Raw genomic sequence first — 14,786 nt, 5'->3', positions numbered from 1 at the left:
GGTGTGGAGCGTGCCTTAGCTGAGGACGGGGATGTCGACCGCGGTGCTGAGCCACTCGGTCTCGATGGCGTCTAGTGTCCCATCCTCGCGCAATGCGTCGACGGCCGCAGTGACGGTCACGGTGTTGGGCGAGCCCTTGGGAAGGACAAAGCCAAACTCGTCGCCACCGGCGTGCGAGTCGAACTGGCCCACAATCACGCCGTTGTCGAGCTCGACCGAGGCGAGGTAGAACGCGGTGGGCAGGTCGGTCACGAACGCATCGATCTGGCCCGAGCTAAGTGCGAGGGCGGTGTCCTCGGTGGAGTTAAACACGGCGAGGCTGTCGGCACCGAGGGCCTCGGCGGCGACGTCGTAGCTAGTGGTACCGCTCGCGACACCCACCTTGACGTGCGACAGGTCGTCGAGCGTGGTGACAGTCGCTGCGGGCGAGCCCTCGGTGGTGAGGATTGCCTGCGAGGTCGTGTAGTACGGGCTCGAGAAGTCGACAGCGTTCTCGCGCTCAGGCGTGATGGAGAACTGCTGGATGTTCAGGTCCCAATCCTTGGGCCCGGGGGCGATCGAGGACTCGAAGGACGCGCGAACCCACTCGACGTCGTCGTGGGCGTAACCGAGCTGCTCGGCAACCGCGTAGGCAATCGCGGACTCGAATCCCTTGCCGTTCGTGGGGTCGTCGTCAACCATCCAGGGCTCGTAAGCCGGCTGGCCGGTGGCGATAGTCAGCTTGTCGGCGGTGACGGTGTCGAGAGCCGCGGTGGCGGGAGCCGATGCGGTGGCTGAGGTCGCCGGGGTCGAAGCCGCCGGGGTGGCCGAGGCATCGTCGTCCGAGGACGAGGAGCAGCCGGCGAGCGCAAGCGCGGCGATCGCGGTGGTGGCAACAATGGTGCTGCGGAACGTAGGCGTGACTGGCATGGGTTCTCCTGTGTAATTGATGAAAGTAGTGAAAACGTTGTGGCGCCATTGCCTACGCGTCAGTTAGTTTACCGGTGGGCTCGCCAGCGACCAATCCGCGAAGTCGAACCCAGGGGAGACGACGCAACTGACGAGAGCCTCAGCATCGGTCGCTAGCCGTGCCGACTGCCATACCCCCGCAGGGACCAGGAGCTGTGCGAGGTCGCCGTCGTGGTGGTTGGGGCCCAGCACGAACTCGGTTGCCTCGCCTGGCGCGTCACGTGAGCCACCAAGCGACAGCGTCAGGGAGCCCGGCCCGTGCCACAGCCAGATCTCGTCGCTCGTCACGACGTGCCATGCGCTGTGCTCGCCGGGCGTCAGGAGGTAGTGGATGCAGGTGGCGGCGGGGCGTACCCCGGCGGCTGTGTCGACCGGGCGGTCGGATGTCCACATTCGGCGGAACCAGCCGCCTTCGGGGTGGGGGGCAAGGTCAAAGGTCTCCGCGGTGCGGGGGCGGGGAGTCATGACGCCACCACACCCGTCTGCGCAGTGAACGCGGCGGTGGCGGCGCGCACGCGGCCATCAATGACGGTTGCCGCGGCCCGGCCCTCGCCGGACTCGGCGAGGATGGTGAGAGTCTCGGTGATGCCATTGACGGGAGTGTCGAAGAAGGCAAGATTCGCGATCGCACCCACCGCCAAATAGCCGGAGCGCTCGGGGCCATCGTCGAGTCCCATCGCGTGCGCCCCTCCCAGGGTCGCCGCGCGAAGTAGGCGCTCCGCCAAGTCGTCGTTGGTGTAGCCCTGCAGGCGCGCAATGCGCATCAACTCAGCCACGTCTGCCATCGGGTCCAGAGAGGGCGACGAGGACAGGGAATCCGTGCCCACCGCAATGGGGCTGCCCTCACGAAGGTAGGCGGCGACGGGCGGGGCGTCGAGGCCAATCACGGCGTTGGAGCGGGGGCACAGCGCGACCGTGGTGCCACGCGCCCGTAGAATCGCGCGGTCACGGTCAGACATGTAGACCCCGTGGGCGACGTGGCAGTCGGGGCCCAGCACGCCGAGGTGGTCAACGTAGTCAGTCGCGGAGGTACCGAACCCGGCCTGGCGCAACTCTCGCAGGCTGCCCAGCCCGGCGGTGTGCCACGGCTCGGCGTGCTCGTGCGCGAACTCGCGCTCGATTCCTGACTCTCCCAAGTGGATGTGGATCCGGCTGCCGCGCTCGCGGACGATGTCGGGGATTTCCAGCAGCGGCACGATCTCGAGTGAGTAGGGGGCGTGCGGCGACAGCCCAGTGCCGGGACGCGAAGGTAGCGAGTCGAGGGCCGCCTCTACTGCAGTGCGGCCGCCGTCGAGCCACTGCTCGTTGGTCCAGTCCAGCACCTCCCAGTACGCGATGCCGTGCATCCCCGCGTCGTGCAGCGCGTGCGCGGCCGAGGGATCGGTGACCACGTCGGCAGCGGCGGTGGTGCCGGCCTCGATCATCATGCGCGCGCCGCGGGCGGAGTCGGCGGCCCAGTCGTGCCCCAGCGAGTACACAGGGTTGAAGCCCTTGACCCAGTCCTCGAAGCCGTCGTACCGTCCCTGGCCCACCACTCCCATGCCGGTGTACTGCAGGTGAGTGTGCGCGTTGACCAGTCCGGGCATGAGGACGCCGGGCCAGCGCACGTGCGTAACCTCGATCCCACGCTCGGCCAGCGCGCGTTCGACCCACACCCGCTCACCTACGTGCAGGATGCGTTCGCCGCGCACTGCGATGGCGCCGTCAAGTATTGGCGGCGCGGTGACGGGCAGTACCAAGTCCGCCGAATACAGCGTGACGGGGAACGCGGTCATGAGATCTCCTGAGAAGAAGGGGGCACGGCCAGGCGGCCGATGCTGAAGCGTCCAGAGTGCCAGGCGTCGCCCAGGGGTGGGGCCGCCGTGGCATCGGCGCTGCTTGGGGTGATGTAGCCGGGAGGGACCGGGGTGGCCGGGGGTGTATCGAGTTTGAGTCCGCGCTCGCGCGCGGCGACTGTGCCCACGTGGGCCACCGCCGCATCGGACAGCGCGTGGACGCCTGTTCCGGGGCGGGTGCTGACGAGTTCGGAGATCGCTGCGAGCTGAGTCGCGAAGGACAGGTCCATGATCTCGATGGGGTTGCCTTCGGCGGCGGTGACATTGATGCAGCCGCCGCGGTCCAATACCAGGGTGCCGGCGGCAGCGAGGCGCTCAACGTCGCGCGCTACTGGCTCGAGCTTGTCGTCTTGAAGGGCCGCGTCGAGCGCGATCTCGCCGGGCACCCCGCCGGCGACCGCGACGGCGAACGCGTCCCGCAGCATCGGCGCGGGAACGGTGCCCGTGACGCCGGTGGCGGACACGACGAGCGCACCCGTTGCAAGGTGGGCGGCGCGGCCCACGCGGTAGCCGTCGTGCTGGGCGAGCAGGGCTCGCACGGGGTCCACCTCCGCCACGCAGACCTCGACGCCAAGCGCTCGCAGGTGGGCCGCGACGCCCACGCCCACAGGGCCGTAGCCAATCACGAGCGCTGGGCGTTCACGGATGTTGACCTGTGCGCTATCGAGCAGGTCCGCGATAGCGAACACGCAGGATTGCCCGGTTCCGTAGCGGTTGTCGAAGCCGGTTTTGGTGGCCGCGTCGTTGACGGCAATCACGGGTGTCGCGAGGACGCCTGCCGCGGACATCGCTCGCAGTGGGGTCAGGCCGCTGGTGGTCTCCTCGCTCACACCGATCCACTGCGCGACCTCGTTAGGCGCGTCCTCGTGCGCGAGCCGCACCAGGTGCGAGCCGTCGTCCACCAGCACGTCGAAGCCGCGCTTGAGGAAGCCCAGTGCCGTAGCGCGTTCCGCCTCGCCGCTGAGAGACTCGCTGCCGTCTACGGGGATGCTGCGCTCGCGTAGGACGTTGGCGACCTCGGGGTCGATCTCGTCAGGGTGGGCGTACACGGCAACTGCGGCGCCCGCGGCGGCCAGGTGCAGGGCGAGCTGGGCTGTCTTGGGCTCTAGCGTCAGGCACACGCCGACTCTCAGGCCGGACAATGTTTCCGCGGCGGCCAGTTCCGCGGCGAGTGCGCGTGTCACGGGCATGTGCGCGCCGGCGAAGTCCACGCGCCCGGCTGCGTTGCCGCGCGACTCGAGGGGCTGGCCACCCAGCGAGATCAGCGCGGGGGCATAGTGGGTGTCGATCTCGAGCAAGTCCGCGGTCACCGGCGCTCCAACTTCAGCTACTACCTGGGCGCCCAGCGCCGAGGCGATGGTGCGCAGGGAGGCGGCCACGGCATCGGCGCCAAGGACCTGAAAAGGCCGCCCGGCAACCAGCAGGTTTGTCTCGCGCGCGAACCGGCGGATGATGCGCGAGGCCTCGTCGAATGCGGAAGAGCGCGCGGGATCGGTCATGTCTCAAGTCTACGGTCGCGCGATCAGGCGAGCGCCTGCGCGTGAGCGGCGCATGTGTTCCGAGAATTGGTGCTTCCCAGCAGTCGCTCAGTGCCGACAAGGACGCGAAACCCGCACTCAGTGACTGCCAGGACGCAGGTAGGCCAGTGCCTGCAGGGGACATACGATGGTGGGTGCCGGCATTCGCCGGTTTTTCGGCGTGCCCTGGAGGACCCTCGTGACCACCCCTGTGCTTGAGCATTTGCTCGATTCGCTGACCGATGCCGCCGTGCTGCCGGCGCTCGAGTCGGTCCCGCCCGAGGCGCTGATTCAGGCAGCCACCTCCGCCGCGCCCGCCGTGGTGGCACTGGCTATTCGCGACCGCGACCGCGCGGGTGACACGTCCCCGCTCGTGGTGGTCACGGCAACTGGGGGCGACGCGGAGACGTTCCAGCACGCGCTCAACTCCTATCTCGACCCCGACACGATCGCGATCTTCCCCAGCTGGGAGACCCTCCCGCACGAGCGCCTCAGCCCGCGTTCGGACACGGTCGCGCGGCGCCTAGCGACCCTGCGCCGCGTGGTCCACCCGGTGGATGTACAGGCCGAGACCGGGCTGCCACCCGTGCGCGTGGTGGTCGCCCCCGTGCGTGCCCTCTTGCAGCCGATGGTCCCCGGGCTTGCCGACTTGGCTCCCGTTCAGGCCGCGAAGGGCCAGGTCATCGACTTGACCGAGTTCACCAACGCGTTGGGCGACGCCGCCTACACGCGGGTCGACATGGTGGAGCGGCGTGGCGAATTCGCGGTGCGCGGCGGAATCGTCGACGTGTTCGCCCCCACGGACCCGCACCCCGTGCGCATCGAGTTCTTTGGTGACGAGGTGGACTCGATCCGCTCGTTCTCCGTGGCCGACCAACGCTCCCTCGCGGACGTCGACCGGCTGTGGGCGCCGCCGTGCCGCGAGTTGCTACTGACCGACGCGATCCGCAGCCGCGCCTCCGAGTTGCGTGACCGCATCCCGGCCGCCGCGGACATGCTTGGTCGGATCGCGTCCGGCGTTCCCGCCGAGGGTATGGAGTCGCTTATCCCCGCGCTCGTGGACCGACTGGTGCCGCTCACTGACGTCCTGCCCACCAACGCGAAGATGGTGGTGATCGAGCCCGAGCGCATCGCCCGCCGCGCCGAGGATCTGCACCGCACCGCGGAGGAATTCCTGTCCGCCGCCTGGGTCGCGGCTACCGCTGGGGCCGACGCCCCGATCGAGGCCAGCGAGGGCTCGTTCCTGTCGCTCGACGAGGTCCGCGAGGGAGCGTCCGAGCGTGGCATCAGCTGGTGGGGCATCGGCCCCTTCGGAGCGGCCGATGCCGTGGCAACTGGCATATCCGAGGTCGAGGATTACCGCGGTCGCCTTTCCGTGGTGCTCGACGCCGTCCGCGCGCGGCTCGCGGATGGCTGGCGCGTGGTTATCACCGCGGCCGGAACCGGAAGTGCGCACCGAATCGTCGAGCAATGTGCGGAGGCGGAGATTCCCGCGCGCTATCAGGGAGAGTTCGAGCCAGTCGATGGCGTGGTCTCCGTGATTCCGCAGATCACGGGCGCGGGCTTCCAAGTGGCGGACGCGAAGTTATTGGTTCTGCACGAGTCGGACCTGACTGGCCGGCGGACCACCACAGCCGGGCCCAAGGTCAAGGTGCCGTCGCGCCGTCGCAACGCCGTCGACCCACTTCAACTGCGCACCGGCGACTTCGTGGTGCACGAGCAGCACGGCGTGGGCAAGTTCGTCGAGCTGACCAAGCGCACGGTGCGCGGCACCGAGCGCGAGTACCTGGTCATCGAGTACGCGCCCTCCAAGCGCGGGCACCCGGGCGACCGGCTGTCGGTCCCCACGGACCAGCTAGACCAGATCACCAAGTACGTGGGCGGCGAGGCCCCAGCGGTGTCCAAAATGGGCGGCGCGGACTGGGCGAAGACCAAGGGCAAGGCGCGTAAGGCGGTCAAGGAGATCGCGGCCGAACTGATCCGCCTCTATAGCGCCCGCATGGCGACCAAGGGACGCGAGTTTGGCGCGGACACGCCGTGGCAGCGCGAGCTCGAGGAGGCCTTCGAGTTTGTCGAGACCCCCGACCAACTCAGCGTGATCGACGAGGTCAAGGACGACATGGAGAAGGCCGTCCCCATGGACCGCCTGATCTGCGGCGACGTGGGGTTCGGCAAGACCGAGATTGCCGTCCGCGCCGCGTTCAAGGCGATTCAAAACGGCGCCCAGGTCGCGGTGCTGTGCCCCACCACGCTGCTGGTCAAGCAGCACGTCGACACCTTCACTGAGCGCTTTGGGCAGTTCCCTGTCAAGGTCGCGTCGCTCTCACGATTCCAGACAGACAAGGAGGCCAAGGAGGTCATCCAGGGCCTCTCCGATGGCACCGTTGACCTGGTCATCGGTACACACCGCCTCATCACTGGCTCGGTGCGGTTTAAGGACCTCGGCCTCATCATCATCGACGAAGAGCAGCGCTTTGGCGTCGAGCACAAGGAGACGCTGAAGGCCCTGCGCACTAACGTCGACGTACTCGCAATGTCCGCGACGCCCATCCCCCGCACACTGGAGATGGCGGTCACCGGCATCCGCGAGATGTCCACGCTGGCCACGCCGCCTGAGGAGCGCCACCCGATCCTCACGTACGTGGGCCCTCAGGAGGATGCGCAGGTGATCGCTGCCCTGCGTCGCGAGCTGCTGCGCGACGGCCAGGTCTTCTACATTCACAACTCGGTCAAGAGCATCGACCGCGCTGCCGCCAAAATCTCCGAGTTGGTGCCCGAGGCGCGCGTCGCCGTGGCCCACGGGCAAATGGGGGAGAAGGCACTGGAGCAGGTCATCGTCGACTATTACGAGAAGCGCTACGACGTGCTTGTCTGCACCACCATCGTGGAGACCGGCCTGGATATCTCCAACGCCAACACCCTGATCGTGGAACGGGCCGACACGTTCGGCCTGAGCCAGCTCCACCAGTTGCGTGGGCGCGTGGGCCGGGCACGCGAACGCGCTTACGCCTACTTCCTCTACCCGCCGGACAAGACACTCACCGAAACCGCTCACGACCGCCTGCAGACCATCGCTGCCCACACGGACCTGGGGGCCGGTATGGCCGTCGCCATGAAGGACCTCGAGATTCGCGGCGCCGGCAACCTGCTGGGCGGTGAGCAGTCAGGGCACATTGAAGGCGTGGGCTTCGACCTCTACATCCGCATGGTGGGCGAGGCGGTCGCGGGTTTCCGCGGCGAGGGCGAGGAGGAGCGCGCCCCCATGACCGTGGACCTGCCGATCGACGCGCACCTGCCCACCACGTACATCGAGCACGAGCGACTGCGCCTGGAGGCGTACCGAAAGATTGCCGATGCTGCGGACGAGGCGACCTTGGTCGCGGTCGAGGAGGAGCTGGACGACCGTTACGGCGCCATGCCGGAGCCGGTCCAGCACCTGTTCGCGATCGCCCGCCTTCGCCTGGAGCTGCGCGACGCCGGCATCACCGACGTGGTCGCGCAGGGCAAGATGGTGCGTTTCGCACCGCTCGAGTTGCCTGATTCCGCCGCCATGCGCATCAACCGCCTGTACCCCGGAACAATGATCAAGCCGGCCGTGCGACAAGTCCTCGTTCCCGCTCCCACCACGGCGCGCATCGGCGGCAAGCCCGTCGAGGGGCCGGCAGTGCTGGACTGGGTGAGGGAGGTCGTCAAGGCCACTGCGGGGGCTGCCTAGCGAAGTCAGATGGGGCTGGAGTCCCCGCCCTGCTGGGCGCGTGCGTAGGCCTCGGGGTGGTCGGCCTTGGTCCGCTCGAGCGACTTCTCAATGTGGCTGGCCATCGTGCGTTCGGCCAGGGTGCCGTCCCCCGCCACGATTGCGTCGGCGATCGCAGTGTGTTCCTCGACCGTATGCGCTCCGTAGGTGCCGTGGAAGGCGAGTCGGAAGGTGTGCAGGTGACAGTGCGTTCGTGAATACGCCTGGCGCGCCAGCTCATTGCCGGCGGCGGCGAAGATCAGGTCGTGGAAGCGGACGTCGTGACTTGACAGCAGGTTGTAGCTCCCGAAGTCACCATCGTCGGTCGATGCACGTCCGAACTCCAACTCCTTCATCAACGCGACGCGGGCTTCCGGCGTGATGCGGCTGGCCGCGCGCGCGGCGGTCTGCGGTTCGAGCAGCAAGCGTAGATCGAACAGGTCCACTACCTCGGAAAGCTGAAGAAGGTCTGTGGTGCGGTAGCCGCGCAAGGCGAACTTCTCGACCAAGCCATCTGACTCGAGGCGGGCTAGAGCTTCGCGCACGGGGGTTGGGGAGACCGCTAGCCTGCGAGCCGCGTCCTCAATATTGATGCGCGTGCCGGGGGGGATGGTGCTTTCCATGATGAGCGTGCGCAGCCGAGCGTAGACCTCGTCGGCAAGTGCCAGGCGCGGTGAAAGGCCGGCGAGCGAGGACGTGTACTCAGTGCCATCCGTGCTTGACATCGGACTGTTCCCAATCTGTTACCGGACTCGTGTTGACATCGAACTGTATATCAGTCAGTCTACATATCGAAGATCAAATAGGATCTTTGACATTGCAACGGAGCAATCATGGAGGCTCAACGATGAGTATTTACACCCACCACCGTAAGTTCGTCCTCGCGGCAGCTGCGGGCGCCGCACTCATTCTCGCGGGATGCACGTCGGCCGACACCGAGGACACCACCAGTGAGGCGCCGGCCACCTCAGCCGCACCGGAGAGCAGCGACACTGCGACCGATTCGATGGAAATGGCCGACTTCTCGTCCGTCCACGTGGCCCTCGTTCCCGGTGGCGCACACCCTTACTTCCAGCCGTGGATCGCGGCTGGCGATGATGCCAAGGCTGACTTCGGGCTAGGCGATATGGTCTATAACGAAACCGCCGAGTGGGACCAGACCAAGCAGAACGACGTCCTCAACTCCCTCGCAGCAAGCGGCACCAACGCGTTCGGAATCTTTGGCGTTTCTCCCACCGACATCAACACCACGTTTAAGACGCTGAAGGATGCCGGCTATGCGGTCGGTTCACTCGCTTCTTGCCCCGCGGGTGACGTGAATGAAGCCGACTTCTGCCTGTCGACTGACACCGAGGAAGCCGCCTACAAGGCTGCCAAGGCCGCCATCGACGCCATCGGCGGCGAGGGCACCATCGCCCACATGACCGGTAACAACGTTGACTCGAACACGCAGCGTCGGATTGTCGGAGTTGAGAAGGCCGTCGCGGAGACGAATGGTGCTGTCACGTTGCTCCCCGCAATCACGGACGTCGACGTCGACCTCACCACCGCTCAGAAGGCTGCAGCTGACCTTCTTGCTGCTAGCGGTAGCGACCTCGATGCCATCGTGACGACCGCCTACAACCCCGCAGTCGCCTCGGCGTCCGCAATCGCAGACTCCGGTCTTGACATCAAGCTCGTGGCAATCGACGACGACCCCACAATTCTCGCGGGAATCGCCGACGGATCGGTATACGGCACCATCGCGCAGAACCCCGTGGGCCAGGCCTACGTCGGATCCTGGGTGCTTGCTGAACTCTCGACCGGTAACTGCACCATGGTCACGCCAGGTGTCATCGTTGACTCCGGTTCGTTCATCGTGATCAAGGACAACGTCGAGACCTATGACGACGAGCGCCAGGCGAAGTCCACGGTAATCATGGAGGAGTTCAAGAGCAACCTGCTCAGCTGCTAGAACTCCAGCGTCACACTCCAGAGAAGGGTAGGGCTATGCCCACGATCAGTGCTGCTCGTGCGTATCTCGTCGATGTTGCTGTCGAGACCGAACGAACCGACGCGGTTCAGAGCTTCATCAAACAAGAGACCATTTTTGTTGAAATCGAGACTGATGACGGCCGCACTGGAACGGGCTATTCCTACACGATCGGCACGGGTGGTCGCGCAGTTTTGAGCATGCTGCGCGACCACCTGTTGCCCCGCCTTTCTGGTCAGGAGGCGGACCGGATCGAATCGGTTTGGATGGACCTCTTTGCCCACACGCGCTCCACCACGACCGGCGCGATCACGTCGCTAGCGCTGGCAGCGGTGGACACCGCGCTGTGGGACCTCAAGTGCCAGCGCGCTGACGAACCCCTGTGGCGCATGGCAGGCGGCTTCCGCCGTGATGTCCCTCTGTATGACACCGAGGGTGGCTGGCTTCACATCGACACCGACGAACTCGTGGCTGGTGCGGTGGCGTCCAAGGCCGCGGGCTGGTCCGGAGTCAAGGTCAAGGTCGGCAAGCCGCGCATTAACGAGGACCGCGACAGGCTCGCGGCAATCCGCGAGGCCGTGGGGCCCGACTTGGACATCATGGTCGACGCCAATCAGTCAATGACGGGGGCAGACGCGATTCGGCGCGCGCACGCCTTTGAGGATATCGACCTCGCGTGGCTGGAGGAGCCGCTGCCAGCGGACGACGTGTCCGGGCACGTACGGTTGGCCCGATCAACATCAATCCCCATCGCCGTGGGTGAATCTATGTACGCGGTCCAGCAGTTCCGTGAGTACCTCGAGCGCGGTGCCGCGTCAGTGGTCCAGGTGGATGTTGCCCGCGTAGGGGGAATCACTCCTTGGCTGAAGGTCGCGCACCTCGCCGAGGCATTCAACGTTGCAGTTTGCCCGCATTTCCTCATGGAGATTCATGTCAGCCTCACGGCGGCGATCCCGAACGGCCGCTATGTGGAGCACATCCCGCAGCTGCGCGCCGTCACCCGTACCGAGATGGAGATTGTGGATGGGCGCGCCCTCGCCCCCGAGACTCCGGGCCTTGGGATCGACTGGGACAACGACGCTATCGACAATAGGAGAGTCGCCTGATGACTACCGTGATGGCCCGTGTCAAGAAGACCGCCGCGAATCCGCGGGTCTTCCTGCTGTTTTTGATCGTGCTGCTGGTGGTGCTGTTCGGCAGCCTCAAGCCCGCATTCCTGAACGGGCCATTCGTGCTCGCGCCGCTGATGTCCTCGATTGCCATTTTTACCGTGGTGGGCCTGGCGCAGATGGTGGCGCTGTCAGTGGGCCATATGAACCTCGCGGTGGGCCAGATGGCCTCACTTGGGGCGATGGTGATGGGCCTGTGTTACGACGTCTTCCGCATGCCGTTAATCCTTGGCCTGCTCGTGGGCCTCGTCGCTGGCGCCGCGGTGGGAGCTCTCACCGGCTGGATTATCGTCAAGACGGGCGTCAACTCGTTCATCGTGACGCTGGCCATGAGCTTCGCGCTTATTGGCCTGGTGCCAGCCATGTATTCGTGGCTGAGTGAGGGTGCGGCTTTCACATCCAAGCCAGCTGGGTTGGACCTTATCGGTCGTCAGACCTTCGCCAGCATCTGCATGGGCAACACTTGCGGCACGGATGCGGTCCCGCTGATCATCTTGCCCGCCATCCTGATCATGGGACTCGTGTGGTATCTCTACAGTCGCACCCGCCTGGGCCGCGAGATCCTGGTGACGGGTTCCAACGTCAAGGCCGCCGAGCTCTCTGGTGTCCCGACAGGTCGCCGCCTCATGTTCGTCCACACGCTCTCAGGCACCCTCGCAGCCGCCGCGGGCTTCATGGTGGCCGCGTCGGTCGGGTCGTTTACACCCGCCATCGGAAGCGAGTTTATGTTGCCGTCGTTCGTCGGCCCCATCCTTGGTGGGACTCTGCTCGCGGGAGGATTCGTCTCCGTCATCGGTACCTTCCTCGGCATCACTCTGACGCTCGTCATCCGCAAGGGACTGGACCTCTTTGGGGTCGGCCTCGAAACCATGAACGTGCTGCTGGGCGTGATCCTGCTCGTCGCGTTGTCGACCGAACGATTCCGGCTCGCCTCAGGCGGCAGGCGCCGCGGTGGTGAGCGGCCCTCTGGTGAGCCGGCCCAGACTGATGACCCAGATCAACCCGACGAAGCACTCAAGGACCCACCTGAATCAGTTCAGACCGAGGACAAGGAGCTCGCGCGATGAAAGCAACAATGAGGTTCCTTTCCTCCTCTCCTAACGTCACGCTAGCCATCATTGTGGCCATGGGAGTCGTGCTGCTGGGCTTTAAGTCGGGTGGCGAGTTCTTTGGCCCCGTGTCGGTCACGACATTCTTCCGGTTCCTGGCAATTCCAATCCTCATTGGCCTCGCTCAGATGATCACCCTGAGTGTGGGGCAGCTCAACCTCGCGGTCGGCTCGATCGGCGGATTCGCCGCTTGCCTCGCGGGTGTCGTCGTCACCGACTTCGGTGTTCCCCAGTGGATTGGTGCCCTCATCGCAGTCGTCGTTGGCGGATTGGCTGGCATCGTCAACGGCGTGCTCATCGTCGTCACCAAGATCAACGGCTTCATCGTGACCCTCGCGACCATGACCATCCTGATGGGAGCGCAGTACGCACTGGTGGGCACGCGAACCATCTCGGCAGACGCGTGGCCCTCGGTCACCCAGTTTGGAAAGTCCGAAATCCTCGGCATCCCGGTGATCTTCATCATGACCCTGATCGTCGCCGGGCTCGTGAGCTTCTACTTCGCGAAGATGGTCGGTGGCCGGCGCCTGCTCGCGACGGGTGATAACGAGACGGCGGCTGAGTACGGCGGCATCTCCATCGACCGCTCCCTGATCACCGCACACGGTTTGTCCGGGCTGCTGGCGGGAGTGGCTGCATTCGTTGCCGTCGCGACGCTCCCCGGCGTCAACCAGTCTGTGGGTGGCGACTGGCTACTCCCCAGCTTCGCGGCACCGATCATTGGTGGGGTGGTGCTCACGGGTGGTGCCGTGGCGGTACTGGGTACGGTGCTGGCCGCCACCATCGTCCGCCTCGTGGACTCGGCGCGCGCCGAGTTCCAATTGGCACCCGCTTGGGTCAACCTCGTGGTTGGCGCAGTGGTGCTAGGAACCGTCGCACTTGGCCGGGTACGCGCCAACCGTGCCGAGGCGCTCATAGTTCAACAGCGGGTGAGAGCCGCGGAAGAGGCACTCGCCGAAGTGGAGGTAGTCCGATGACCGTTCCGGCGCTCGAGATCAAGAATTTGACCAAGACATTCCCCGGAGTCAAGGCGCTTGACCGTGCCACTCTCACCCTTATGCCTGGCACCGTCCACGCCTTGATGGGGGAGAACGGCGCTGGCAAGTCCACGCTCATCAAGGTCGTCACAGGAATTCTGCATGGCGACTCGGGCACCATCAACGTGTTCGGCGAGAACGTCCACTTTGACGGTCCGACCGACGCAATGGACGCGGGAATCGGCGTGGTCCACCAGGAGCGCAATGTCGTGCGCGGATTCACAGTGGGCGAGAACATCTGCCTTAGCAAGATGCCTCGTAAGGGACCGCTCGTCGACTGGCCGGAGGTCAAGATTCAGGCCAAGCGCTGCCTTGACATGCTGGACCTCGCGATCGACCCGGATACTCCTATGACGGAGTTGTCCGCCGCTCAAACTCAGTTGGTGGAGATCGCACGTGGTCTCTACACCGAGACGCGCGTACTGCTGCTCGACGAGCCGACCGCTTCGATCTCGGTGGACGAGGCCATGCGCCTCTTCCGTGTAATCGAACGGTTGAAGGCGGAGGGAACTGCCATTCTGTTTGTGAGTCACAAGCTCGAGGAGGTGTTCGAGCACTGTGACTCGATCACCGTGCTGCGCGACGGCAAGACCGTCGTTGAGTCCCAGCCGCTGGCCGGCTTCACCCGCGACGAAGTCATCGACAAGATGGTGGGCCGTGCACTCGCGCACCTCGAGGCCCCGCAGCGAAGTGTCGACATGACGACCGTGCCGGCACTCGCCCTTAACGCGCTGAGCACCACGGCGGGCCACCGCAATGTGTCGTTCGAACTCCGCCGCGGTGAGATTCTTGGACTTTACGGTTTGGTTGGCGCGGGCCGAACCGAGCTGGCGCGCTCCATCCTCGGGCTCGAGGGAGTGGTCGCGGGAACTGTAAAGGTGAAGGGCGAGGACGTCCGTATCCGGTCGGTGCGAGAGGCACTTCAGAAGTACCGCATCGGCTACGTGACCGAGAACCGCAAGGAGGAGGGGGTGTTCCTCCTCCAGCCCATCACCACCAACATCGCGGTAACAGTCTGGAGCAAGCTCGCGAAGTTCATGGGGTACGTACCGGCAAAGGATGAGCAGTCGCTCGTCGCGGAACAGGTCGCCCAACTCGATATCAAGATCTCGAGTCAGGACCAGATGGCGGGGCAACTCTCCGGTGGCAACCAGCAAAAGGTGTCGCTCGCGAAGTGGCTGGCAGCCAACACCGAAGTGCTCATCATCGACGAGCCGACGGTCGGCATCGACGTGCGTACCAAGCGGTCGTTCTACGACTTGATTTGGAAACTCGCCGACGAGGGCATGGCCATCCTATTGATCTCGTCGGACCTATCTGAGATGATCACGCTCGCGGACCGTATCGCGGTCATGGAGCGATTCGTGGTGCGCGGCGAAATCGAGAACACGCACCATTACGAGGAGATGAGTCAGGCCGTTATTCGCTTGATCCACCCCACGTCGACACCTGCCGCGGGGGAATGA

Annotated in this window: 11 protein-coding genes; 6 read left to right on the top strand and 5 right to left on the bottom strand. The window is 65.5% G+C overall.

Features of this window, described 5'->3' with window-relative positions; all coding sequences use genetic code 11:
* Positions 1 to 15: 15 nt before the first annotated feature.
* The 4 genes from AOP77_RS03060 to AOP77_RS03045 form a co-directional block, all read right to left on the bottom strand.
* A complete protein-coding gene (locus tag AOP77_RS03060; protein ID WP_062209195.1) occupies positions 16 to 909 on the bottom strand; it encodes an ABC transporter substrate-binding protein in 894 nt (297 codons plus the stop codon).
* A 63-nt stretch (positions 910 to 972) separates the two neighbouring features.
* Complete coding sequence (locus tag AOP77_RS03055; RefSeq protein ID WP_062209193.1) at positions 973 to 1,413, bottom strand: cupin domain-containing protein; 441 nt, start codon at positions 1,411 to 1,413, stop codon at positions 973 to 975.
* Positions 1,410 to 2,723, bottom strand: a complete 1,314-nt coding sequence (locus tag AOP77_RS03050) for an amidohydrolase family protein (RefSeq protein WP_062209191.1) — start codon at positions 2,721 to 2,723, stop codon at positions 1,410 to 1,412. Before AOP77_RS03050 ends, AOP77_RS03055 begins: the two co-directional genes overlap by 4 nt.
* Positions 2,720 to 4,282, bottom strand: coding sequence for an adenosylhomocysteinase (locus AOP77_RS03045; RefSeq protein ID WP_062209189.1), 1,563 nt, complete (start codon positions 4,280 to 4,282; stop codon positions 2,720 to 2,722). The genes AOP77_RS03050 and AOP77_RS03045 overlap by 4 nt, the downstream gene beginning before the upstream one ends.
* Before the next feature lie 166 nt (positions 4,283 to 4,448).
* Here AOP77_RS03045 and mfd point away from each other — a divergent pair, with 166 nt between their 5' ends.
* Positions 4,449 to 8,015 carry a transcription-repair coupling factor gene (mfd, locus tag AOP77_RS03040; RefSeq protein WP_084622228.1) on the top strand — a complete coding sequence of 1,189 codons (3,567 nt, stop codon included), beginning with the start codon at positions 4,449 to 4,451 and terminating at the stop codon, positions 8,013 to 8,015.
* Positions 8,016 to 8,020: 5 nt separating this feature from the next.
* On the opposite strand, the gene AOP77_RS03035 is transcribed toward mfd, so the two are convergent.
* Positions 8,021 to 8,758, bottom strand: coding sequence for a GntR family transcriptional regulator (locus AOP77_RS03035; RefSeq protein WP_062209187.1), 738 nt, complete (start codon positions 8,756 to 8,758; stop codon positions 8,021 to 8,023).
* Positions 8,759 to 8,880: 122 nt separating this feature from the next.
* On the opposite strand from AOP77_RS03035, the gene AOP77_RS03030 reads away from it, so the two are divergent.
* Genes AOP77_RS03030 through AOP77_RS03010 form a run of 5 tightly spaced genes read left to right on the top strand, consistent with a single transcriptional unit; the run spans position 8,881 to position 14,786 of the window.
* On the top strand, positions 8,881 to 9,987 hold the full coding sequence (locus tag AOP77_RS03030; protein ID WP_084622226.1) for a substrate-binding domain-containing protein: 1,107 nt from the start codon (positions 8,881 to 8,883) through the stop codon (positions 9,985 to 9,987).
* A gap of 35 nt (positions 9,988 to 10,022) precedes the next feature.
* Positions 10,023 to 11,111: a mandelate racemase/muconate lactonizing enzyme family protein gene (locus AOP77_RS03025; protein WP_062209185.1), complete on the top strand. Its 1,089-nt coding sequence runs from the start codon at positions 10,023 to 10,025 to the stop codon at positions 11,109 to 11,111.
* A complete protein-coding gene (locus tag AOP77_RS03020; RefSeq protein WP_084622224.1) occupies positions 11,111 to 12,241 on the top strand; it encodes an ABC transporter permease in 1,131 nt (376 codons plus the stop codon). Before AOP77_RS03025 ends, AOP77_RS03020 begins: the two co-directional genes overlap by 1 nt.
* On the top strand, positions 12,238 to 13,260 hold the full coding sequence (locus AOP77_RS03015; protein WP_062209183.1) for an ABC transporter permease: 1,023 nt from the start codon (positions 12,238 to 12,240) through the stop codon (positions 13,258 to 13,260). The genes AOP77_RS03020 and AOP77_RS03015 overlap by 4 nt, the downstream gene beginning before the upstream one ends.
* On the top strand, positions 13,257 to 14,786 hold the full coding sequence (locus AOP77_RS03010; protein ID WP_062209179.1) for a sugar ABC transporter ATP-binding protein: 1,530 nt from the start codon (positions 13,257 to 13,259) through the stop codon (positions 14,784 to 14,786). The genes AOP77_RS03015 and AOP77_RS03010 overlap by 4 nt, the downstream gene beginning before the upstream one ends.

It is taken from the genome of Demequina oxidasica (genome assembly GCF_000975115.1).
GTDB lineage: Bacteria > Actinomycetota > Actinomycetes > Actinomycetales > Demequinaceae > Demequina > Demequina oxidasica.
This window is presented reverse-complemented; position numbering and strand designations above follow the sequence as displayed.

What these genes read in the sequence shown, in the direction of transcription:
- AOP77_RS03060 (WP_062209195.1), bottom strand. Translation starts at nt 909, where the DNA reads ATGCCAGTCACGCCTACGTTCCGCAGCACCATTGTTGCCACCACCGCG.
- AOP77_RS03055 (WP_062209193.1), bottom strand. Translation starts at nt 1,413, where the DNA reads ATGACTCCCCGCCCCCGCACCGCGGAGACCTTTGACCTTGCCCCCCAC.
- AOP77_RS03050 (WP_062209191.1), bottom strand. Translation starts at nt 2,723, where the DNA reads ATGACCGCGTTCCCCGTCACGCTGTATTCGGCGGACTTGGTACTGCCC.
- AOP77_RS03045 (WP_062209189.1), bottom strand. Translation starts at nt 4,282, where the DNA reads ATGACCGATCCCGCGCGCTCTTCCGCATTCGACGAGGCCTCGCGCATC.
- mfd (WP_084622228.1), top strand. Translation starts at nt 4,449, where the DNA reads ATGGTGGGTGCCGGCATTCGCCGGTTTTTCGGCGTGCCCTGGAGGACC.
- AOP77_RS03035 (WP_062209187.1), bottom strand. Translation starts at nt 8,758, where the DNA reads ATGTCAAGCACGGATGGCACTGAGTACACGTCCTCGCTCGCCGGCCTT.
- AOP77_RS03030 (WP_084622226.1), top strand. Translation starts at nt 8,881, where the DNA reads ATGAGTATTTACACCCACCACCGTAAGTTCGTCCTCGCGGCAGCTGCG.
- AOP77_RS03025 (WP_062209185.1), top strand. Translation starts at nt 10,023, where the DNA reads ATGCCCACGATCAGTGCTGCTCGTGCGTATCTCGTCGATGTTGCTGTC.
- AOP77_RS03020 (WP_084622224.1), top strand. Translation starts at nt 11,111, where the DNA reads ATGACTACCGTGATGGCCCGTGTCAAGAAGACCGCCGCGAATCCGCGG.
- AOP77_RS03015 (WP_062209183.1), top strand. Translation starts at nt 12,238, where the DNA reads ATGAAAGCAACAATGAGGTTCCTTTCCTCCTCTCCTAACGTCACGCTA.
- AOP77_RS03010 (WP_062209179.1), top strand. Translation starts at nt 13,257, where the DNA reads ATGACCGTTCCGGCGCTCGAGATCAAGAATTTGACCAAGACATTCCCC.